Origin of the sequence: Sphingomonas sp. S2M10 (genome assembly GCF_012650175.1) — a bacterium.
Lineage (GTDB): Bacteria > Pseudomonadota > Alphaproteobacteria > Sphingomonadales > Sphingomonadaceae > Sphingomonas.
On sequence record NZ_JAAILI010000028.1, the window covers coordinates 22,496 to 45,186 of the forward strand.

A 22,691-nucleotide genomic window follows, 5' to 3' on the forward strand; every position below is an offset into this window, starting at 1 on the left:
GCTGGGAACTACGACCTTCGTCGCAGATGCTCGCATTGCCTCAGCGGGTTAGCTCCTTCAATCAAGAAAGAAGCTCAACATGGGGATGGATATGCGCTGGACCTTGGCCGCTCTGCTCGCCGCGAGCTCGCTCGCTACCCCCGCCTGCGCGCAGCAGGCGTCGATCTTCCCCATGGCGCCAGACGAGCCGCGCGCGGTGACGGTGAAGGCCAAGGGAGACGGCAGGGCGGACGACAGCGCCGCGCTGCAAAAGGCGCTCGACGATGCTCGCGACGCGACGCGGCACGGCATCGTCTTCCTGCCTTCCGGCCGCTACCGCATCAGCCGCACCCTGGTGGTGCCTGCAGGAGTGCGCGTGTACGGCGTGGGGCCGACGCGGCCGGTGATCCTGCTCGGGGCGAATACACCGGGGTTCCAGCAGGGCGTCTCCACGATGATCGTGTTCGGCGGGGACGATCAATATGCGGTAGGCAAGGTGCCGGTGCCCGTGCCGACGGTGGTGCCGCGCGACAAGATCGTCCGCGATGCCAATTCGGGTACCTTCTATTCGTCGATGAGCAATGTCGACATCGAGATCGGGGGCGGCAATCCGGCGGCGGCCGGCGTGCGCTTCCGCATGGCCCAGCACGCCTTCCTCAGCCATATGGAGTTCCGCATCGGTTCGGGTTTTGCCGGCGTCTATCAGGCCGGCAACGTCATGGAGAAGGTGGCGTTCAAGGGCGGGCGCTACGGCATCGTCACCGAGAAGACCTCGCCCGCCTGGCAGTTCACGCTGATCGATTCCACCTTCGACGGGCAGCGCGAGGCGGCGATCCGCGAGCATGAGGTGGACTTGACCCTGGTCAACGTCGCGATCCGCGACACGCCGGTGGGGATCGAGATCGACCGTGGTTATTCGGACTCGCTGTACGGCAAGGACGTGCGGTTCGAGCGCGTGTCCAAGGCGGGGGTGGTGATCTCCAACGAGGACAACGTCTTCACGCAGGTCGGCTTCGACAATGCGGTCGCGATCGACAGCCCCGTCTTCGCGCGCTTTCGCGACAGCGGCAAGACGGTGGCGGGGAAGGGGAGGGCGTACCGCGTCGGCGCCTTCTCCTACGGCTTGAAGGTGCCGAAGCTCGGCGAGATGGGGAAATACGATCTTCAGGCCGAGGTGCAGCCGCTCGCCGCTCTGCCGGCAGCGCGCGATCCGGCGGTGCGCGCGCTGCCGCCGATGTCGGAATGGGCGAACGTGCGCACGCTGGGCGTGAAGGGGGACGGCACGAGCGACGATACCGCCGCGCTCCAGAAGGCGATCGACGGCCATCGCGTGCTGTATTTGCCGGCCGGCTTCTACAAGGTGACCGACCGGCTGACGCTGCGTCCGGACAGCGTGCTGATCGGCCTGCACCCGGCGACCACGCAGCTCTATATCCCCGATGACAATCCCGCCCATGCCGGGCTGGGCAGCGTGCTGCCGATTCTGGAGACGCCGCAGGGCGGGGACAATATCCTGTCGGGCCTGGGGCTCTTCACCGGTCGGGTGAACCCGCGCGCCGCGGCGGTGCTGTGGCGCTCCGGCGCGAACAGCCTGATGCACGACGTGAAGATCATGGGCGGCGGCGGCACGCCGACGGCGGACGGCAAGCCGCTCGGCACCCAGCAGGCGCGCAGCGGCGATCCCGTGGCGGACGGCCGATGGGATGCCCAATATCCAAGCATCTGGGTGACCGACAACGGCGGCGGCACCTTCACCGACGTCTGGAGCCCCAACACCTTCGCCCAGGCAGGATTTTATGTCACCAACACCCGCACGCCGGGTCATGTCTACGAGATGTCGGTGGAGCACCACGTCCGCAACGAGATCGTGCTCGATAATGTGCAGAACTGGGAGTTCCTGGCACCGCAGACCGAGCAGGAAGTGGGCGACGGGCCCGACGCGGTGTCGTTGGAGATCCGCAACTCGCGCAACCTGCTGTTCGCCAATTATCATGGCTATCGGGTCACGCGCAGCTACCATCCCGCGCTGAGCGCGGTGCGGCTGTTCGGCGCCTCGGACATCCGCTTCCGCAACGTGCATGTGAATGCCGAAAGCGGCTATGCGGCGTGCGACGACGAGGGGTGCGGCACCTTTTTGCGGGTCAGCAAATATCCGTTCGACAACGCCATTCAGGACGTGACCGGCAAGCGGCTGGTGCGCGAACGCGAATTCGCATCGCTCGACATCGGCGCGGCCACCCGCCCGGACGCGGTGGTGCGCGCCGGCGGCACGCCTGTCACCAAGCTGGAAGACGGCTTCTACTCGATCTCCGGTGCTGCCGTGGACGCCAAGGGCCGGCTCTACTTCATCGATCGACGCTTCCAGCGGATCCAGCGCTGGACAGCGGACAAGGGCCTCGAGATCATCCGTGATCACGCGCTCGATCCGGTGAACCTCGCGGTCGATGCGTCGGGCCATCTGCTGGTGCTGTCGTCACTGGGGCCGAAGGCGGCGGTCTATTCGATCGATCCCGATGGCCCGCGCGACCAGATCACCCGGATCGAGCCCAGCGCGATTCGCGTCGACGCGAGCACGAGAACCCTGTTGCCGGTCAATTGGTGGGCGAACGGCGAGTTCCGAGACCAGCTCGACCAGCAACGCTATCAGTTCACCACCATGGGCGAGCTGTTCGCCAGGGAGGCCGGCGAGCCGAAGGCCCAGGCCTATGTCTCGCCCGATGGCAGCATCGCGCTGCCTGCCTTCCGGGTGTGGCAGCAGGGGCCGGCAAATCATGTCGGCTGGCGCTGGTCGCACGCGCTCAACGCCAACGGCCTGATCGACGGCAAGCAAGGGGAGCGGCTGTTCGTCACCAACGGCTCGGAGAACCTCACCTATACCGGCACGGTCGGTCCGGGCGGCACGCTCACCAACCTCAAGCCCTTCGCGAATCGCGGCGGCGAAAGCGTTGCGGTGGCGCCGGACGGCCGCGTCTATGTCGCGAACGGACAGGTGTTCGTCTATGATGCCGCGGGCAAGGAAACGGGCCGGATCGACGTGCCCGAACGTCCGCTCCAGATCCTGTTTGGCGGCACCGACAGGCGCACTCTGTTCATCCTCACCCACCATGCGCTGTACGCCGCCCGCCCCTGAGGCGAGGCGTCTACCACCTATGTCGTAGGTGTCCGCCGCCGCCTGCGGGACTAGCCTTCGGCATTATCGCCACGGGTCGGATAACGGCCGGAAAATATTGGAGGGGTTGGACGCATGAAGGGGGTTTTCACATCGCAGCTGCGCCTGTGCGGCGCTAGCCTGATCGCGCTGGCGGCCATGGGCGCCAGCGCGGCCCGGGCCCAGACGACGGCCGATCCGGCGCCCGCCGCGGTGCCGCAGGCCGAGCCGGCCGCGCAGTCGGATCAGGTGGAGCAGAACGACCAGATCGTCGTCACCGGCTCGCGCATCGTCGCCAGCGGCTTCACCGCACCCACGCCCACGACGGTGATCGGCGCCGAGCAGATCGCCGCCAACGCGCAGCCGAATCTGTTCAACACCATCGCCCAGCTGCCCTCGCTCCAGGGCTCGACCGGCTCGTCGACCGGCACGTTCAGCACCTCGAGCGGGACTCAAGGGCTCAGTTCCTTCTCGCTGCGCGGCCTCCAGCCGATCCGCACGCTGACCCTGCTCGACGGCCAGCGTGTCGCCGCAGCCAATGTCAGCGGCGTGCCCGATATCAGCCTGTTCCCGCAATTGCTGGTCAAGCGGGTCGATGTCGTGAACGGGGGCGCCTCCGCCACCTATGGCTCGGACGCGGTCGGCGGCGTGGTGAACTTCATCACCGACACCCGCTTCACCGGCTTCAAGGCCAATGTGATGGGCGGCATCACCACCTATGGCGACAACAAGCAGATCCTGGCGCAGGGCGCCTGGGGCGGATCGTTCGCCGGCGACCGGCTGCACCTGATCGTCAGCGGCGAATATGCCCATGACGGCGGCGTCGGCCCCGGCGATTTCGGCACCGATCTCGCCCGCGATCGCGACTGGTACAAGGCGACAACGCTGCTCAACACCGGCGTGACCACCGGCGGCGCGCCGCAGTTCGTCTACAGCGATTTCGCCCAGCCCTATCAATATGCGCGCTACGGCCTGATCAACAACGGCCCGCTCCAGGGCATCGCCTTCGACGTCAATGGCGCGCCCTATAATTTCAACTATGGCTCGAACGGTCAGCCGCTCGGCAACGGCCGGGTGAGCAACTGCTATCCCGGCAACAGCTTCTGCGTCGGCGGCGACCTGAGCGGTGCCCCGGGCTCTGGCGCATCGCTGGTCTCGAAGCTGCAGCGCGTCGTCGGCTACACGCGGATCGGCTATGATTTCGCGCCGGGCAATGAATTTTACGGCACGCTCAGCATCGGGCAGGTCAAGACCAACAACCAGCCGAGCCCCGGCTACAACCGACCCAACCTGACCGTGCAATGCGCCAATCCGTATCTGCCGCAGCTGGTACGGGACCGCTGCGCGTCGGCCGGGATCACCTCGTTCAACTTCGGCACCAGCAACGGCGCCTTCCCCGATCCGCAGGTCTACACCGATCGGCGCCAGTATCGCGGCGTACTTGGCGCCAAGGGCAAGTTCTCGGCGGCCGGCGGCGAGTGGAATTATGACGCATATTACGAGCATGGCGAGACCATCGCGGATATCGATGTCCAGGATATCGTGCTGCAGAACCGCTATGTCGCCGCGACCAACGCGATCACGCTGAACGGTGCGATCGTCTGCGCCGATCCGGTCGCGCGCGCGGCGGGCTGTCAGCCGATCAACGTCTTTGGCGGCTTCGCGCCCTCCTCCGCGGCCTTGGCCTATGTCACGCCGGTCAACGGCCCGTTCCAGCACACCAAGCTGACCCAGGACGTGGTAAGCGCGAACCTGTCGGGCAATCTGGTCGACCTGTGGGCCGGCCCGCTCAGCCTGGCGATCGGTGGCGAATATCGCCGCGAATTCTACCGGGTGAACGCCGATCCGTACGGCGCCGGCGCAACCAGCCCCAACAGCGCCGCCTATCCTGCCGATCCGCTGCTCAACCAGGCGCAGGGCAGCAACTGGGCGGCGGGCAACTACAAGAATGGCGGCGGCAAGTACAATGTCTACGAGTTCTCGGCGGAAACGAACCTGCCGCTGCTGGACAGCGAGAGCGTCGGCCGGGCCAACCTGAACGCGGCCGCGCGCTACACGCATTACAGCACGTCGGGCTCGGTATGGGCGTGGAAGATCGGCGGCAGCTGGGCGACGCCGATCGACGGCATCCGCCTGCGCGCGGTCACCTCGCGCGACGTCCGCGCGCCGAACCTCTCCGAACTGTTCGCCGCGCCCACGGTCACCACGCTGCCGAACTTCAACGATCCGTTCCGCAACGTCGCGGTGCAGGCGTTCCAGAACACGGTGGGCAACCCCAATCTCAAGCCGGAAATCGCTCGCAACACCGAAGTGGGCATCACCCTCGCCAATCCGAGCTGGCTGCCGGGGCTGAGCCTGTCGGTCGACTATTACACGATCAAGCTGAGCGGCGTCGTCTCGACGTTGTCGCCGGACCAGATCGTCCGCTTCTGCTTCGAAGGCAACCAGGCCTTCTGCGGAGGCTTCGTGCTCAACAGCCCGACCCAGGGCGGCAATTTCATCAACGTCCAGCCGTTCAACCTGGCGAGCTGGAAGACCAGCGGCTTTGACATCGAGGCGAGCTATCGCTGGCAGCGGCCGCTGGGCCTGCCGGGCAATTTCACCGTCCGCGCACTGGGCACGCATGTGCAGGAATTCCTCGTCCGCGCCGGCATCGCCGGAGTGGCGACGGTGGACAATGCCGGCGCGAACACCGGCGCGACGCCGAACTGGAAGTGGCTGGCGATCCAGACCTACGATACCGAGAAGTTCAGCCTGCTGGTGCAGGAGCGCTGGTTCTCCGACGGCGTGTTCGGCAATCAATATGTCGAATGCCAGAGCAGTTGCCCGGTTTCGACCGGCAACAACCCGACGATCAGCCGCAATTTCATGCCCGGCGCGTTCTACGTGGACGTCGGCGGCTCCTATAAGGTGACGCGCGGTCTGGAGGGCTATTTCAAGGTCGACAACCTGTTCAACGTCGACCCCGCGCCGTCTCCGCAGACCAACACGGGTCTGGACGTGAACCCGGCGCTCTACGACACGATCGGCCGCACCTATCGCATCGGTGTCCGCCTCAACTTCTGACCCGCTCGTCCCCCGACGAATACCTGGTCCCGGTCGCAAGGCCGGGACCCTTGTTTTCCTGGGGAAACCCGAACGGCCGCAGGCGTTGAGGGCGGGTGCGCGACTGCCGCGCCCCGACCAACGGAGACGAGCATGACCGAAGCCACCCAGCAAGCGACCAAGACCGTATCGAACGGCAAGACTGCCCTCACCGACGATATCCGCGCCCATTTCTCGGGCGACGCCCCGATCACCGAGAAGGCCAAGAGCTTCGCCAAGGCGCGGCCCTGGACCAGCGCCGCCTTTATCGGCATCGCCGCGCTCGCGGTGCTGAACGGCGTTCGCGGCGTCCGTCCGTGAAGCCACGCCGGTGGACGCGCAGGTCGCTTCCACCGGCACCCAGCCGCGGGCATACGCGTACTGGCATTCCTGCGCCGCCGGGGTTATATACCGCTCGTTATGAAAACCGCTGCCTGTACCGTAGCCAAGGGGCGCCCCCGTGAGTTCGACGTCGAAGAGGCGTTGACGGCGGCACTCCGCATCTTCTGGACCAAGGGATATGAGGGGGCCTCGCTGACCGACCTCACCGAGGCGATGGGCATCACCCGACCCAGCCTCTATGCCGCTTTCGGCAACAAGGAATCCTTGTTCTGCAAGGCGCTGGAGCTCTACGAGCGCGAGAAGCTCTGCTATATTGGCCGTGCGCTGGAAGCGCCCACCGCGCGCGGCGTGGCGGAGGCCCTGTTGCGCGGCGCGCTGGAGCGCCAGCGCGACACCGCCGACCCCAAGGGCTGCATGGGTGTGATCAATTCGGTCGCCTGCGGCGTCGAAGCCGAGTCGATCCGGGAGGAAGTGCTCAAGCGCGGCGAGTCGGCCAAGCGCGCGATCGTCGCGCGGTTCGAGCGGGCGAAGGTTGAAGGCGATCTGCCCGCCGATGCGGACCCGGAAGGCCTGACCGGTTATCTGATCGCGCTGCTCCAGGGAATCGCGCTGCAAGGCGGGGCGGGAGCAACTTGCGCCGATCTCGAGCGCCTCGTCCAGACCAGCCTGTCGATGTGGCCGGCCCGATAAGGCGGCGTATACCAACGTCGCTGAAGAAAACGTTTCGCCCCTGAAAAACAAGCTTGCGAGGAAAAATACCGGCCGGTATAAAAAGCATGTTGACGCACCGCAGCGAGACTTATATACCGAGTGGTATAGAAAGTGATCCGCCGCCCTCAGGGGCCGCGGGGCAGACGGAGACGCGGACATGCGCCAGCTTGCACGCAAGAAACGGGGTGAGCCCTAGGCTCTAGCCTTCCATAGCAATCCAGTCACGGCGTTCGCGGTTCTGCGGGGGCTGCGACGAACAACGCGCGCCTCGCACGGGGCGGTTCAGCGCGGCGGGGCCACTCGCAGCGGGGAGCTTCGCGCATTCACGACACACCATGCCGGCGCCCGCGAACAAAGGGGTTTTGCGGGGAGGGCGGAGCCTTGCTCGCGGCCGGTCAACCGAGGGAGAAGCATCATGGCATATCTCGATCTCACCGACATGGCCGGCAACGCCGCCGCACTTCCGGCCTTCCTGGCCACCCCGCGCGAGGAAACCAAGCTCAGCGCGCTCGAATGGCAGGTCGTCGCGATCGCCCAGCGCGATCGGCTCTCGTCGCTGGAGACGCCGAGCCGGCTTTCGATCGCGCTGGGCGTGATTTTCGGCGGCGAGCGCGGCAACCCGCGCCTGGCCGATCCCAAGCTCGAGGCGCTGCGCCGCATCGCCGTGCTTTCCTGGCATCGCGGCTTCCGCGTGCCCCAGTCCGAAATCCAGCGCTTCCATGCGGCCGGCTACACGCCCGGCCAGCTGGAGACGCTGCTCACCAGCATCAGCCGTGGTCGCGCGGCGATGAATCAGGGGAATCACCATGAATATGCACGCGCCCATTGAGGGCGAGGCGGCGGCAGCAGGCCGCCCCAAGCGACTGCGCACCTGGCAGAAGGCGGCCCTGGTCGTCGTGCCGGTGGGCGTGGTCGCCGCCGGCTTCGCGATGAGCGGGCGCAACGCGCCGGCCGTCGCGGCGCCGGCCGCACCCGTTGTCACCGTCGCCACACCGCTCGCGCGCGAAGTCAACGAGTGGGACGAATATGTCGGCCGCTTCGAGGCGAGCCGCACCGTCGAGGTGCGGCCGCGCGTCTCGGGGGCGGTCACCGCGATCCACTTCACCGATGGCGCGGTGGTGAAGCAGGGCCAGCTCCTGTTCACCATCGATCCGCGCCCGTTCACCGCCGCGCTGGCCGAGGCCAAGGCGGGCGTCGCCAGTGCCCAGAGCGATCTGGCGCTTGCCCGCTCCGATCTCGACCGCGCCCAGCGGCTGGTGAGCGTCGAAGCGGTTTCGAAGAGCGATGTCGAGCGTCTCCAGGCCCGCGTCCGTGCGGCCACTGCCGCTGTCGCCGCGGCACAGGCCCGGGTCCGCGCCCGCGCGCTCGACGTCGAGTTCACCCAGGTGCGCGCGCCTATTTCGGGCCGCATCTCCGATCGCAAGGTCGATCCCGGCAATCTGGTCGCCGCCGGGGAAGGGCAGGGGGGTACGCTCCTCACCACGATCAACGCGCTCGATCCGATCTACTTCACCTTCGACGGCTCGGAAGCCCTGTTCCTTAAGGCCAAGCGCGCCGCGGGATCGTCGGCCAGCCCGGTCGAGATCCGGTTGCAGGACGAAGGCGACTATCGCTGGAAGGGCCGGATCGACTTCACCGACAACGGGCTCGACCCGCGCTCGGGCACGATCCGCGGCCGTGCGGTGCTGTCGAACCCCGACATGTTCCTGACGCCGGGCATGTTCGGCAACATGCGGCTCGCCGCCGGCGGCACCGCGCAGGCGCTGCTGGTGCCCGACGCCGCGATCCAGACCGATCAGGCGCGCAAGCTGGTGCTCACCGTCGGCGCCGACGGCACCGTGGTGCCCAAGCCGGTGGTGCTGGGTCCGGTGGTCGACGGCCTCCGCATCGTCCGTTCGGGTCTCGCGCCCAAGGACAAGGTGGTGATCGCCGGCACCCAGATGGCGCAGCCCGGCGGCAAGGTGCAGCCCAAGGCCGGCACCATCACGCCGAACGCCGCGCAGGAAGCGCCCGTCGTTCCCGCTCCGGTCACGGGCCAGGCGACCTTCGCCCGCTGAGGCTCCCACGTAAGCCCCTCCTCCTGGGAGGAGGGGTTGGGGGTGGAGGGATGCCAGAACCTCTGTTGGTCTCGGTGAGACACTGCCCCACCCCAACCCCTCCCCTGAAGGGGAGGGGCTCGATTTGTTGCGCCCAACTCGCTCGCAAAAGGAGAAGGCCATGCGCCTCTCACGCTTCTTCATCACCCGCCCGATCTTCGCGGCGGTGATCGCGATCATCATCACGATCATGGGCGGCATCGCCTATTTCGCTCTGCCCATCTCGCAATATCCCGACATCGTGCCGCCGACGGTCACGGTGACGGCCAGCTACCCCGGCGCCTCGGCCGAAACCGTGGCGGAAACCGTCGCCGCGCCGATCGAGCAGGAAATCAACGGCGTCGACGACATGCTCTACCAGTCGTCGCAGTCGACCGGCGACGGCAATGTGACGATCACCGTCACCTTCAAGACCGGCACCAACCTCGATGCCGCGCAGGTGCTGGTGCAGAACCGCGTCGCGGTAGCGATCCCGCGCCTGCCGGAGGAAGTGCAGCGCCTCGGCGTCGTCACGCGCAAGACCAGCCCCGACTTCCTGATGGTCGTCAACCTGATCTCGCCGGACAATTCGATCGATCGCAGCTATATCTCCAACTACGCCCTGACCCAGGTCAAGGACCGCCTGGCGCGCCTCGAAGGCGTGGGCGACGTGCGCATGTTCGGTGCGCGCGACTATGCGATGCGGGTGTGGATCGATCCCGGCCGTGCCGCCGCGCTGAACCTCACCGCGGGCGACATCGTCCACGCGCTGCGCGGGCAGAACATCCAGGTGGCGGCGGGCTCGCTCGGCCAGCCGGGCTCCCAGCCCAGCGGCAGCGCCTTCCAGCTCAATGTCGAGACGCAGGGCCGCCTCAAGACTCCGGCCGAGTTCGGCCGCGTCGTCATCCGTACCGATAGCGAGGGCCGCCAGGTCCGCGTGAGCGACGTCGCGCGCGTCGAGCTCGGCGCCGCCGATTATTCCTCCAACACCTATCTCTCGAACCAGCCGACCGTGATCCTGGCCGCCTTCCAGCGCCCGGGCTCCAACGCGCTTGCCGCCGCCGAGCGGATCAAGGCGGAGATGGACGAGATCGCGAAGACCTTCCCCAAGGGCCTCGAATATCGCGTGATCTACAACCCCACCGAGTTCATCGCCCAGTCGATCGACGCGGTGTATCATACGCTGGGCGAGGCGGTGATCCTCGTCGTCATCGTCGTGATCGTGTTCCTCCAGAAATGGCGGGCGGCGATCATCCCGGTGGTGGCGATCCCCGTCTCGCTGATCGGCACCATGGCGGTGCTGCTGCCGATGGGCTATTCGCTCAACAACCTGTCGCTGTTCGGGCTGGTGCTCGCGATCGGCATCGTCGTCGACGACGCGATCGTCGTGGTCGAGAATGTCGAGCGCAACCTTGCGCAGGGCATGACTCCGCTCCAGGCGGCGCGCACCTCGATGGACGAGGTGTCGGGCGCGCTGGTCGCGATCGTGCTGGTGCTGTTCGCGGTGTTCCTGCCGACCCTGTTCCTGAACGGGCTGTCGGGCGCCTTCTACAAGCAGTTCGCGGTTACGATCTCCGTCGCCACCGCCATCTCGCTGCTCGTCTCGCTCACGCTCTCCCCGGCGCTCGCCGCGGTGCTGCTCAAGCATCACGAGGGCGAGGCGAAGGGCAGGATCGGCCGGGTCTTCAACCGCGCGGCCGATGCGTTCAACCGCGGCTTTGAGCGGATGAGCAACGGCTATGCCCGGCTCACCCACAAGCTGGTGCTGCGGCCGGTGCGGATGATGATCGTCTATGCGGGGCTCATCGCCGCCACCGTCGCGACCTTCTGGGTAACGCCGGTGGGCTTCATCCCCGCGCAGGACCAGGGCTATTTCCTCACCGTCATCCAGCTGCCGCCGGGCTCGTCGCTGGAGCGTACCGATGAGGTGATGCGCAAGGTCGTCGCGCGGATCCTGCCGATCCCGGGCGTGAAGGGATCGGTGATGCTCGCGGGCTTTGACGGCCCGTCGCAGACGCTCGCCCCGAACAGCGCCGCGGCGTATGTGCCGCTGCAGAGCTTCGAGGAGCGGCAGAAGCTGGGCGTCAACCTCGCGGGCATCATGGCCGAGGCGCGCAAGCGCACCGCCGACATCAACGAGGCGATGCTGCTCGTGGTCCCGCCGCCGCTCATCCAGGGCATCGGCTCGGCCGGCGGCTACCGCCTCATGGTCGAGGACCGCGCCGAACACGGCTATCAGGCGCTGGGCAACACCGCCTTCGGCCTGATCGGCCAGGCCAACAAGACGCCGGGGCTCGCCCAGGTCTATACCTTCTTCAACACCGCGACGCCGCGCGTCTTCGCCGATATCGACCGCCGCAAGGCCGAGATGCTGGGCGTGCCGCCGGAGCGGGTGTTCGAAGCGCTGGGCGTCTATCTCGGCTCGGCCTTCGTCAACGACTTCAACATGCTCGGCCGCACCTACCGGGTGACCGCGCAGGCCGACGCGCCCTTCCGGGCGACCGAGGCCGACATCGCCAACTTGAAGACGCGCTCGGACGCCGGCGGCATGGTGCCGATCGGATCGGTCGCGACCTTCGAGAACAAGACGGGCCCGTATCGCGTCACGCGCTACAACCTGTTCCCGGCGGTGGAAGTCGACGGCGATACCGCGCCGGGCTACAGCTCGGGCGCCTCGCTCGACGCGATGGAGAAGATCGCCGCCGAACTGCCCGCCGGCTATGCGGGCGAGTGGACCGGCATCGCCTACCAGCAGAAGATGGCGGGAAGCACGGCGGGGCTGGTGTTCGCGCTGGCGGTGCTGTTCGTCTTCCTGGTGCTGGCGGCGCAGTATGAAAGCCTGACGCTGCCGCTGGCGATCATCCTGATCGTGCCGATGTGTCTGCTGGCGGCGATGGCGGGCGTGAACCTGCGCGGCATGGACAACAACGTGCTGACGCAGATCGGGCTGGTCGTGCTGATCGCGCTCGCCGCCAAGAACGCGATCCTCGTGGTCGAGTTCGCGCACCAGGCGGAAGTCCGCGACGGCCTGTCGCCGGTGGAAGCCGCGGTGCGGGCGGCGCAGGACCGGTTGCGGCCGATCCTGATGACCAGCTTCGCCTTCATCCTCGGCGCGGTGCCGCTGCTGATCGCGAGCGGGGCGGGCGCCGAGCTCCGCCAGGCGCTGGGTACCGCCGTGTTCTTCGGGATGATGGGCGTCACCGGCTTCGGCCTCTTGTTCACGCCGACCTTCTACGTGGTGTGCCGCGCACTGGGTGCGCGGCTCGCCCGCCGGCGCGGGCAGGGTGGCGAGCATCAGCTCCAACCGGCCGAGTAAAAATGGGGCCCGCTCTCGACTCTAGTCCCCCTCACCCTTCCGCCGCTTCGCGGCTCCCTCCCTCTCCCACAAGGGGAGAGGGAGCAGGTTGCCGAAACGCCCTCTCCCCTTGTGGGAGAGGGAAGGGGCCCGCCGCCGAAGGCGGTGGGAAGGGTGAGGGGGACCAGGAGCGAGGCGAAGATCCCCACCCAAACAGACCAAACCGGTGGTATCAGCAAGCCCGCCGCAGGAGATTTCGCATGCAACGCATGGCTTCGATCATGGCCGCAGTCTCGGCGCTGGCGCTTTCCGCCTGCGCCGCCGGCCCGAACTACAAGGCTCCCGCCCGGCCGCAGAGCGCCGCGGGCGCGTTCCTGTCCACCAGCCCGGCGGTCTCGACCGCGCCGGTGCAGGAGGGCTGGTGGCGGCTCTACAACGATCCGGTGCTCGACCGGCTGGTGACGGAAGCGCTCGCCGCCAATACCGATGTCCGCCAGGCGGTCGCCCGGATCGAGCGCGCGCGCGCGACGTTGCGCGGCGCAACTGCCAACCGGCTGCCCCAGGCGCAGGCGCAGGCCGGCGCCAACTATGCCCGGTTCCCGCAGATCCAGCGCCCGATCGGCGTGGGCGGCGAGACCTGGCAGATCGATGCCGGGCTGAGCATCAACTATGAGGTCGATCTGTTCGGCCGCATCTCCCGCAATGTCGAAGCCGCCCGCGGCGATGTCGCGGCGGCGCAGGCCGATGCGGAGGCGGTGCGGGTGATCGTCGCGGCGGACACCGCGCGCGCCTATGCCGACGCCGTCTCCTCGGCCGAGCGGCTGGCGGTGGCGGAGCGGATCGTGGCGCTGCTCGACCAGTCGATCGACCTGACCCAGCGGCGCCGCACTGTCGGCCTCGCGACCCGGCTCGACGTGGCGCGCATCGCCGCGCTGCGCAACCAGCGCCAGGCCGATGTGCCGGCACTCGCCGCGCAGCGCGACGCGGCGCTGTTCCGCCTCGCCACGCTGATCGGCAAGACCCCGGCCGACCTGCCGGTGGAGGCGCGGGAACGTCGCACCACGCTGCGGCTCGACCAGCCGATCCCGGTTGGCGACGGCGCCGCGCTGCTCGCCCGGCGGCCGGACGTGCGCGCCGCCGAACGCCGGCTCGCCGCCGCGACCGCGCGGATCGGGGTGGCGACCGCGGACCTCTATCCCCGCATTTCGCTGGGCGCCTCGGGCGGGTCGACGGGAACCGATGTCGACAGCATCTTCGGCGCCGGGCCGCTGCGCTGGCTGCTGGGCGGGATGATCAACTGGGCGATCAACCCCGCCCCGGCCCGCGCCCGCATCGCCGCTGCGGAAGCGGATAGCCGCGCCGCGCTCGCCAGCTTCGACGGCACGGTGCTGACCGCGCTGCAGGAAACCGAGACGGCGCTTTCCAACTATGGCCGCGCGCTGGAACGGCGCACCGCCTTGCAGGCCGCGCTGGGCGAAGCCGAGGCGGCGGTGCGGATCGCCCGCGCGCGCCAGACCGAGGGGGATATCAACTCGCTCGACCTGCTCGATGCCGAGCGCACCTTCGCCGATGCCCAGGCGGCGCTGGCAACGGCCGATGCCGCGATCGCCGAGGCCCAGGTCAACCTGTTCCGCGCGCTCGGCGGCGGCTGGCAGGCGACTGCCTGAGTACTCAGCCCCGCGCGCGTTCGATCGCCTCCAGCGATTTGCCTTCGTTGCGCGGGGCCCAGATCAGCCCGATCACGCCCGAGGCGACGAGGAAGCCGGTGAGGATCCAGGCGAGCGTCGTGAAGTCGCGAGCGGCCAGAGTCGGCACCGCCAGGCTCCAGATCCCAAGCCCGATCCGCACGATCGCGAAGGTGAGCCCTTGCGCGGTGGAACGGATCGCGGTGGGGAAGAGCTCGGCGGACCAGAGCTGGAAGAAGCTTTGCGCACCGAAGCCAGCCGCAACGCCCATGATGACAATGTGGAGGATGACGACCTCCAGCCGGAAGCCGAAGATCGCCAGCAGCGCCATGCCGGCGACGTGGAGCGCGGCCGAGATGCCAAACAGCAGCCGCTGGTTCACCCGGTCCGACAGCGTCATGAAGATGCCGAGAATCGAGACCATGCCGATCAGGAAATAGCTCGCCGGCAAAATCGTCGCGGTCCATGCGGGCAGATGGTTCTGCGCGATCAGATAGGGCGTGAAGAAGCCGTTATAGCCCGCCCACAGGTTCCAAAAGCCGTACATGCCGGCCAGAAAAGCGATCGCGCCGAGATGGCGGGGGGTGAACAGCGCCCGCCAGTCAAGGCTCGGCGCCCCGGAACGGCGAGCGGCCTGCACTTCCTCCCAGCGCTCCGATTCCCGCATGCGCGAGCGTAGAAAGGTTAGGGCGAGTGCTAGGACGGCGAGATGGGCGAACAGCCAGCGTAGGCCGGTAATGCCAAACGGCCGCAGCCAATAGGCGACCATCAGCACCGCGACGGGCCCCAGATACCAGAGAAGCTGCGCGACACCCGAATGCGCGCCGCGCCGGGTGTCGGGCGCCTGCTCGGCGATCAGCGACCAGGAGGCCGGGATGTCTGCCCCGACAGCCAGGCCGACCAGCACGAAGCCCAGCACGATCATCCAGGGGGCGCTGGCGAATACCAGCCATGCCATGCCGAACGCATAGAACAGCATGTCGAACTGGTAGATCTTCTTGCGGCCGAAGCGATCGCACAGCACGCCACCCAGCAACGCGCCGACGCCGGCCGAAATCGCGTTGGCGCTGAACGCTCCGATCAGGCCGATGAACCCGTCGGACAGCCCGAACTCCGTCTTCCACAGCGCCAATGCGACCGACCCCGACACGATTGAGCCGGCGTCGATATAATTGGCCAGCCCGGCGAGGATCGAGTCGCGCCACGAACCCCGGCCTGCCCCTGACGCCATCGTATTCCCCTTTGCTGCCCCTTCCGCCCGGCCGCTCGGGAACGATCAGATATAGGTGCGCAGCAACTCGCCAAGCGCGCAGATCGCCAGGCTCTGGCCATAAGGCATCGAGGTGAGGCGGATGTCCTTGTAGAATTGCAGCGTGTCGCCCATCGCTGTGCCGAAGCTCACCTGCTGCAGTTCGCCGTTCGCGTCGACATTGTCGAGCACGCCGCGCACCGCCTTCAGACCCACCGTTTCATAGCTGCGCGGCAGATAGCCCTTCCGCACCGCCTTGAGGATGCCATAGGCGAAGCCCGCGGTGGCCGATGCCTCGAGATAGCTTGTCGGGTCCATCACGAGCGTATGCCAGAGGCCGCTTGCGTCCTGCGTCTCCGCCAGTGTCTTCACCTGGGCAGCGAGCGTGTCGATCAGAAAGCTGCGGAAGGCGTCGCCCTCGGGAAGATCGAGGATCTCGATGATCTCGGGAATCGCGATCGTCACCCAGCAATTGCCGCGCGCCCACAGCGCCTCGGCGAAATTGTGCCGGCCGTTGAAATCCCATCCGTGGAACCAGAGGCCGGTCTTCTTGTCGAACAGATATTTGATGTGGACGAGGAACTGGCGCTTGGCCTCCTCCACATAGCGCGGGCGGTTCAGCAGCAGGCCGATCTTGGCGAGCGGCAGCACGCTCATCATCAGCGTGTCGTCCCACATCTCGCCGGGGTTTTCATCGTTATAGACGATATGCTGGAAGCCGCCCTCCTCGGTCTTGGGCAGACCGTCGGGCGTCATCAGCCACTCGGCCCAGGTGTCGAGATAGGGCAGGTAGCTGGGATCGGGTTCGTGCTCGTACAGCCAGGCAAGCGTGAGGAACGGCGCCATGGTGTTGATGTTCTTGGTCGGCGTGCCCTCGGCGAAGCGCTCGGCGAACCATTGCTTGATGATGGCCAGCGCCTTCAGGTCGCCCGTCTGCTCGAAATAGCGCCACATGCCGAACAGGCCGACGCCATGGGTCCATTCCCAACCGGCCCAGCCTTTGGTGTCGATGATGCGCCCGTCTTCGAGGTGGAGCAGGAACTCGCCGGTCTCGTCCTTTATGTGGACGAGATTGTCCATCAGCAGGTCGATCTTCTGCGTGACGAGGCTGCGGGGGATGTCGTGCGAGGCGGCCAAGGTTCGTGTCTCCGTGGAATAAAGTGTCAGAGGCCGTGGCGCCGCGCGAACCGCGCGAACAGGCCGGGCCAGGGATGGGGGGTGCCGTCCGGCTCCTCGAGCGGCAGGCCATGCCCGCCCTTCTCGAAGAGCATCAGCTCGGATGGGATCTTCGCCGCCTGCAGCGCGGCGAACAGGATCAGGCTGTTGGCAGGCTGCACCGCCGGATCGTCGGCGGCGTGCGCGACGAGGGTGGGGGGCATGTCCGCCGGCAGGTCGCGCTCGGCGGAGTAGCGGCGGATCTGATCCTCGCTCGGCTGCATGCCGAGAAGCTCCTTGCGGGAGCCGCCATGCGCCTCGGGCGTACGCAGCGTGATGACCGGGAAGAAGAGCCCGAGCGCTACCGGACGCGCCGAGAGCCGATCGGCGGTATCGACCGGCGTATAGGTGGCGAGCCCGGCCCGGCTGCCCAGACGTGCGGCGAGGTGGCCGCCGGCGGAAAAGCCCATCGCGCCGACCCGCGCCGGATCGATCTTCCAGCGCGCGGCGCCCGCGCGGATCAGCCGCATCGCGCGCTGTGCATCCTGGAGCGGCGCATCCGGCCCGGCGGCCCAGCCGTCATGCGGCAGGCGGTAGAGCAGCTCGAATACCGTCGTGCCGCGCGCGGCGAAGTGGCGGGCGATTGCCGATCCGTTGCGGCCGAGCGCGACCCGGGCATAGCCGCCGCCGGGGATCATCAACAGCGCCGATCCGTCGGGCCGATCGGCCGGCACGACGTTGAGCATCGGCGTGGCGACGTGCGGCCAGGCGATGTCGTCGGCATCGCCGGTGGGCGAACGCTTCACCCATGCGTCCTGCACGGCAACACCCTCGCCGCCCGGCGGACGGCCCGGCCAGAGCGGCAGTCGCTCGATCGGGGCTGCGCGCGCGGAGAGGGTGGTGGCGGCCGTCGCGGCGGCCGAGGCTGCAAGCAGCATGCGGCGCGTGATCATTGCAACGCCTCCGGTCGCTGCGGCGCGGGCACCATTGCGACGGGCAGGCCGCCGCGGACGTTGCGCAGCGTCACCAGCTTCACCGGTTCCAGCGCGTTGCCGGCCGCGCCGTCCGAGGTGACGGCCAGCGCGATGCTGTTGACCCCGCGATGGTTGAGGATGCCTTCCGGCACCGGGAAGATGCGCTGCGGTCCGACATGGGCGATGAACTGCCCCATGTTCCAGCCATTGACGAACAGCAGCACGCGGTAGCGGGCGCCGGGCGAGCGCGGCCTGGCCGTGTCGCCGAACGCGACGCCGATCGTGGCGTCCTGGCTTTTGGGCACGTGGAGCGTGAAGCGACTGCGGTACCAGGTCGTGCCCGGGGCCGCCGGCGTCTCCGTCTTCCAGCCGCGATCGTCGAATCCGGGGAGATGCCAGCCCATCCGCTCGCCATATTGGCCGCCCGTGTTGGCAACGCCGCGTGCGGGATCGGGCAAACCCTCGCCGCCCTTGCGCCCCTGGATCTTCCAGGCCACCGGCACGGCGAAGCTCGGTCCCCCGGCCGGTTCGACCGAGGCGAAGACGATTCCCCGTGCCTCCTTGTGAAAGTCGTCGGCGTCGAGATCCCAGTTGTGACCGTTGTTGCGGACCATCACCGACAGCACATGGGTACCGGGTGCGCGCGCGGCTTCCGGTAGCGTGAACTCGGCGACGCCGGTGGTGATCGGGCGGGGCAGGCCGGCGGGGATCTCGTCGCTGCCGACCAGCTTGCCATCGAGGAACAGCTGCAGCATCCCCGCGCCGCCCGCGCCGTAATGGATGCGGATGCGCTTGGCGGCGGTGCTGCCCTCGAAGCGGCCGCGGTACCAGACATCGCCCTCGTGGAAGCCATAGGCGTCCATCAGCATGTTGGGCACGCCATCGGGCCGCGCGGTGATGCTGGCATAGGCGCGGTTGTCGATCGCCTGCCAACCGCTGTCGTCGAACTCGGGCGCTGCCTCGGGCGTGCCGGGGGCGGAGACCCAGGTCAGCGCCGGCAGCGTGATCGGCGCGGGTCCGGGCAGGGGCAGGGTGGCGATGAGACTGCCGGAGGCGGTGCGGGTCGTCGCGACCAGCGCGCCGTTCCAGCGCAGGCTGCGCGTTGCGGCCGGGACCCAGACTTCGAGGGGCGTCGGCGCCTCGGTGTCGCCGGTGAGGGTGAGCGCGCTGCCTTCCGGCGTCGCGCTGCGGACCAGGGCGGGGCCGCGCACCAGCAGGTCGCCCATCCGCCAGAAGCGGGCGCCCTCGGCCTCGTCGCCGATCAGCAGGATGCTTTCCGGCCGACCGCCGCCGGTGATCCGCAGCCGGGTAAGGCCTTGGTGGGCATAAGCGAGCTTCAGATCACCGCGCCCGGCATCGAAGCTGGAGGTCGCGGCGCCCGCCAGCACCTCGACCTTGGGCGCAGAAGCAAAGCGCAGCACGGTCTCCCCCGGTTCGCCGGCGCGGCCATAGAGCAGCAACAGGTCCCGCCCGTCCTGACGCAGCGCCGCCTGCAGCTCTGAGCTTGAATAGACCAGCCGCTGGCCGCCCAGCGTCACGCCCGCCACCAGCCATTTGGCGTCGAAGCCGTTCAGCGCCATCGGCCAGCTATAGCGTCCGTCGGGCAAATCGGCGGTGACGGTGAAGCGGTCGTCCGTCTGGCCGTTGGACGGCTTGTGGGTGACGAGCAGGAACCGCGCGTCTCTCTCCGGGCTGCGGTTGTGATAGATCTGAATGCGTTCGGACGAAACTGCCACCGGTCCGGCGGGCACCATGCCGGCGAGGTCGGGCACGCTCTGGATCAGTCCGGCGAGCTGCTTCAGCTCCTCGGCCTTGGGGCGCAACGCGCGCGTTTCGGCGATCGCGGAGCCATAGTCGTAGCTGGTGAACACCACCGGCGCCGGCAGCCAGCCCCAGCTGGTGCCGCCGAACCCCATGTAGAAGCTCTGGATGCCGATGCCGTTGGCGAGGTTGGTGCCGTAGAACACCCGCTGGAACCGCTTGCCCCGCTGGATCGCGTTGCATTCGTATCCGCCGTTCGATCCCCAATAGTCGAACCAGCCGCCGCCGAATTCCGCTAGGAACCCCGGGGTGTTGGGCGAGGCCGAGGCGCCGCCTCGGGCTCCGCCGGGCCCATAGAAGCCCCAGTCTGGCGCCGCCGAGCCGCGCGTCGGTTTGCCCGCCACGGTACAGGTGCCGCCAGGGTAGCCGTCGAACGCGTAGAGGTCGTTCGGCCCTTCTACCGTCTTCTCCACCCCGCCGCCTGCCGGCACCCAATAGCCGTTGCGGCCCTGGTCGTTGTGGAACAGCGGCACGGTGATGCCGTCGGCGCGCGCCTTGGCGGCGAGATGGTCCATATAGCGGCGCTGCGAAGGCGTTGTCAGCGCCAGCTCATTCTCGATCTGGTGGAGGATCACATTACCCGAATGACCCTTGCCGTCGCCGTTGATCTGGTGCCGGGCGATGATCGCGTGGACCCGGGTCAGCCACTCATCAGCGGCGGCCATATAGTCGGGATCGTCGGTGCGGGCGCGGGCGCGCTGGTTGACCAGCCAGCCGGGGAAGCCGCCGCGGGTCAGCTCGGCATTCACATAGGGGCCGGCCCGGGTGATGACGTAGAGGCCCTCCTCCTCCGCCATGGTCAGCAGCCGGTCGATGTCGCGGATGCCGGAAAAGTCGTAGACCCCGCGCTTCGGGCTGTGGAAGCCCCAGTCGAAATAGAAGGCGACGGTGTTGAACCCGCTTGCCTTCATCTTCTGCAGCACGTCGCGCCACAGGTCGGGGGAGGGCAGGCGGAAGGCATGCATCTCGCTCGACCAGATGACGATGCGCTTGCCGTCGATCTTCAGCGAGCGCGCGTCGAACGACACGCGGCCGAAGGTCTTACCCGGCGCGGCGAGATTGGCGGTGGGCTTCGCTTCCTGCGCGGCGGCAGGCACTACGGCGATCAGGGTCGCGGCCAGGAGCGCGGTGCGGATCATGGCAGATGGAACACCGGACGGAGCGGCCATTCGAGCGGCTGATTGTCGGGCGCGACTTCCATCAGCGCAGCCATGTGATCCCACCAGCGGCGCATCACCGGGTGGGACGGCAACTGGTCCATGGTAGCGTCCTCGGTCAGCTTCAGCATCGCGAACAGCGCGCCGGTCGCCTCGTCGAGGAAGATCGAATAGTCACGGATACCGGCCTCATGCAGCAGCGCGGCAAGCTCCGGCCAGATCGCGTCGTGGCGCGCCTTATAGTCCTCGGCCATGCCGGGCTTGAGCTGCATCCGGAACGCATGAACCCGCATTACCCCTCCGCGCCACTATGTGGAATTATTATGCAGGATATGGTAGCGATGCGGCGCGTCCACGTCAAATCCGATCCTCGTGTCCGCCGCATCGTCGAGCAGGATGGGCGGGCGCGGATCGGTGCCAGTGCGGCGCAGCGACAGGCGGGTCGCGGCCAGGCGACGCACATGTCGCGCCCAGAGGCCCCAGGCCGGGGTCGGGCCGAACATGCTCGGCTCGGGATAGGCGTCGGCCAGTTCGGGCGGCGTGGACGGCGGAGCACCGTCCAGCGCGCCGGCGAAGCGCAGGTCGATGTCAGATAGGCGCAGGTCTTCGATGGGGTGTCCGGGAAGGCCCGCGAAAATCGCGGCGAAGCGCGGATCAATGCCCGAGGCGCTGACCCCGTGGATGCCGATATTCTGCAGTCCGCCGGGGCGCGTTCCCGCCGGACCGCGCAATCGGGCGCCGAGACGGAGGAAGATCGGCGCGGTGGTCACCTCGTCCATCACGAGATTCTCGGCCAGCACATCCTCGATCATCCCGCCGTCGACGCTTTCGATCGCGAGGCCGCGGCTGCGCTCGAAGCGGCAATTGCGGATGCGGATGCGGCGGAAATCGCCATTGCTCTCCGTGCCCAGCTTGATCCGACCGGTTACCCGGTCGCGATCGGGGGAAAGCTGCTGGGTGCGCGCCTTGGTGCCGTCGAGCAGCGTGCCGAGGTCGTAGCCGGAAACGGTACAGTCCTCGATGGTTACGTCCTCGCAGGCGGTGCGGCCGAGCGCGAGGCTGGTCTTGAGCACGATCGCGTCGTCATTGGGCGTGTTGACCCGGCACCGCGAAACCTGCGCGCGGCGGACGCCGTCCAGGTCGATGCCGTCGCGGTTGCTGTCGATGGTGAGGCCGGTGCAGCTGAGGTCCTCCACCTCGCTCGCAAGGATCGCGAAATGGCCGCCGCGGAAGATCGTGACGTCCGCGATCGTCACGCGGCGACAGCGGGCGAGGGCGATTGCCTTGTTGCCCTGGCCCCGCATCGCGGCGGCATCCTGCTCCAACCGCGCGACATCTGCGGCGGTCATCGTCGCCATGGAGAGCGGGCGCTCGCCGCGCTGGGCGCTCCACGGGGTACCGGGGCCGTTGCGCGTGAGGCCGGCGCCGTCGATCGTCCCGGCACCGAGGATCGCGATGTCTTCGGCATTTTCGGCCCAGATCAGGCTGTTGTGCCAGTGGCTGTGGCCGAAATCCTGGTAGAGCTGCGGTCCCCGCGCCTCGGGGAGATCATAGGCGCCGTCCGCGCCCGGCATGGCGGCGAGCAGCGTGGCGCCGGCTTCGATGGCAAGCGTGACGCGGGAGGGCAGGCGCAGCGAGAAGCTGCGGTAGGTGCCGGGCGGGAGCAGCACGATGCCGCCGCCCGCCTGGTGTGCGGCGGCAAGGGCCGCGGCGATGGCTTGGCCGTCGAGCGCGGTCCCGTCGCCGCGCGCACCATGGTCGCGGACGTCGAGGACGAGGCCGGTGCGCATCAGATCCTCCCCGATACGGGGAGGGGGACCGCGCCGAAGGCGTGGTGGAGGGGAACCTCCACCAGGGGCTCGCGCGTGGAGGGCTCCCTCCACCATGCTGCACATGGTCCCCCTCCCCGTGCCGGGGAGGATCTAAGGAAGGTGCCCATCAACTTCCCGCCGGGCGTTCGCTGCTGGCGGCCAAGCTCGGGGCGAGCGCAAGACTGTCGATAGCGGGCGGGTGGGC

The 22,691-nt window shown here is 68.0% G+C and carries 14 protein-coding genes; 8 read left to right on the forward strand and 6 right to left on the reverse strand.

Translation table 11 applies throughout. From position 1 onward, the window contains the following. Window positions 1-85 precede the first annotated feature (85 nt). The 8 genes from S2M10_RS07465 to S2M10_RS07500 all read left to right on the forward strand — a co-directional run bounded on the left by S2M10_RS07465 (window position 86) and on the right by S2M10_RS07500 (window position 14,301). A complete protein-coding gene (locus S2M10_RS07465) occupies window positions 86-3,109 on the forward strand; it encodes a glycosyl hydrolase family 28-related protein (RefSeq protein ID WP_168845580.1) in 3,024 nt (1,007 codons plus the stop codon). 114 nt (window positions 3,110-3,223) lie between these two features. Then, window positions 3,224-6,193 (forward strand): TonB-dependent receptor, encoded by a 2,970-nt coding sequence (locus tag S2M10_RS07470; RefSeq protein WP_168845566.1) that lies wholly within the window; start codon window positions 3,224-3,226, stop codon window positions 6,191-6,193. Between the two features lie 132 nt (window positions 6,194-6,325). Further along, window positions 6,326-6,532 carry a hypothetical protein gene (locus tag S2M10_RS07475; protein ID WP_168845567.1) on the forward strand — a complete coding sequence of 69 codons (207 nt, stop codon included), beginning with the start codon at window positions 6,326-6,328 and terminating at the stop codon, window positions 6,530-6,532. Between the two features lie 99 nt (window positions 6,533-6,631). Further along, on the forward strand, window positions 6,632-7,243 hold the full coding sequence (locus tag S2M10_RS07480; RefSeq protein ID WP_168845568.1) for a TetR/AcrR family transcriptional regulator: 612 nt from the start codon (window positions 6,632-6,634) through the stop codon (window positions 7,241-7,243). A gap of 436 nt (window positions 7,244-7,679) precedes the next feature. Further along, on the forward strand, window positions 7,680-8,093 hold the full coding sequence (locus tag S2M10_RS07485; protein WP_168845569.1) for a hypothetical protein: 414 nt from the start codon (window positions 7,680-7,682) through the stop codon (window positions 8,091-8,093). Next, the gene (locus tag S2M10_RS07490) at window positions 8,071-9,321 is read left to right on the forward strand and encodes an efflux RND transporter periplasmic adaptor subunit (RefSeq protein WP_168845570.1); all 1,251 of its coding nucleotides are present in this window, start codon (window positions 8,071-8,073) and stop codon (window positions 9,319-9,321) included. Before S2M10_RS07485 ends, S2M10_RS07490 begins: the two co-directional genes overlap by 23 nt. A gap of 160 nt (window positions 9,322-9,481) precedes the next feature. Continuing rightward, window positions 9,482-12,655: a multidrug efflux RND transporter permease subunit gene (locus S2M10_RS07495; protein WP_168845571.1), complete on the forward strand. Its 3,174-nt coding sequence runs from the start codon at window positions 9,482-9,484 to the stop codon at window positions 12,653-12,655. A 239-nt stretch (window positions 12,656-12,894) separates the two neighbouring features. Beyond that, the gene (locus S2M10_RS07500; protein ID WP_168845572.1) at window positions 12,895-14,301 is read left to right on the forward strand and encodes an efflux transporter outer membrane subunit; all 1,407 of its coding nucleotides are present in this window, start codon (window positions 12,895-12,897) and stop codon (window positions 14,299-14,301) included. 4 nt (window positions 14,302-14,305) lie between these two features. On the opposite strand, the gene S2M10_RS07505 is transcribed toward S2M10_RS07500, so the two are convergent. The 6 genes from S2M10_RS07505 to S2M10_RS07530 all read right to left on the reverse strand — a co-directional run bounded on the left by S2M10_RS07505 (window position 14,306) and on the right by S2M10_RS07530 (window position 22,465). Then, complete coding sequence (locus tag S2M10_RS07505; RefSeq protein WP_168845573.1) at window positions 14,306-15,550, reverse strand: MFS transporter; 1,245 nt, start codon at window positions 15,548-15,550, stop codon at window positions 14,306-14,308. Window positions 15,551-15,595: 45 nt separating this feature from the next. After that, the gene (locus S2M10_RS07510) at window positions 15,596-16,648 is read right to left on the reverse strand and encodes a glycoside hydrolase family 88 protein (RefSeq protein WP_168845581.1); all 1,053 of its coding nucleotides are present in this window, start codon (window positions 16,646-16,648) and stop codon (window positions 15,596-15,598) included. An 83-nt stretch (window positions 16,649-16,731) separates the two neighbouring features. Next, a complete protein-coding gene (locus S2M10_RS07515) occupies window positions 16,732-17,676 on the reverse strand; it encodes an alpha/beta hydrolase (protein ID WP_168845574.1) in 945 nt (314 codons plus the stop codon). After that, window positions 17,673-20,657 carry a beta-galactosidase gene (locus S2M10_RS07520; protein WP_168845575.1) on the reverse strand — a complete coding sequence of 995 codons (2,985 nt, stop codon included), beginning with the start codon at window positions 20,655-20,657 and terminating at the stop codon, window positions 17,673-17,675. Before S2M10_RS07520 ends, S2M10_RS07515 begins: the two co-directional genes overlap by 4 nt. Beyond that, entirely contained in the window at window positions 20,654-20,968 is a 315-nt protein-coding gene (locus S2M10_RS07525; protein WP_168845576.1) for an L-rhamnose mutarotase, read from the reverse strand. The genes S2M10_RS07520 and S2M10_RS07525 overlap by 4 nt, the downstream gene beginning before the upstream one ends. 15 nt (window positions 20,969-20,983) lie before the next feature. Then, the gene (locus S2M10_RS07530) at window positions 20,984-22,465 is read right to left on the reverse strand and encodes a glycosyl hydrolase family 28-related protein (RefSeq protein WP_168845577.1); all 1,482 of its coding nucleotides are present in this window, start codon (window positions 22,463-22,465) and stop codon (window positions 20,984-20,986) included. Window positions 22,466-22,691 lie beyond the last annotated feature (226 nt).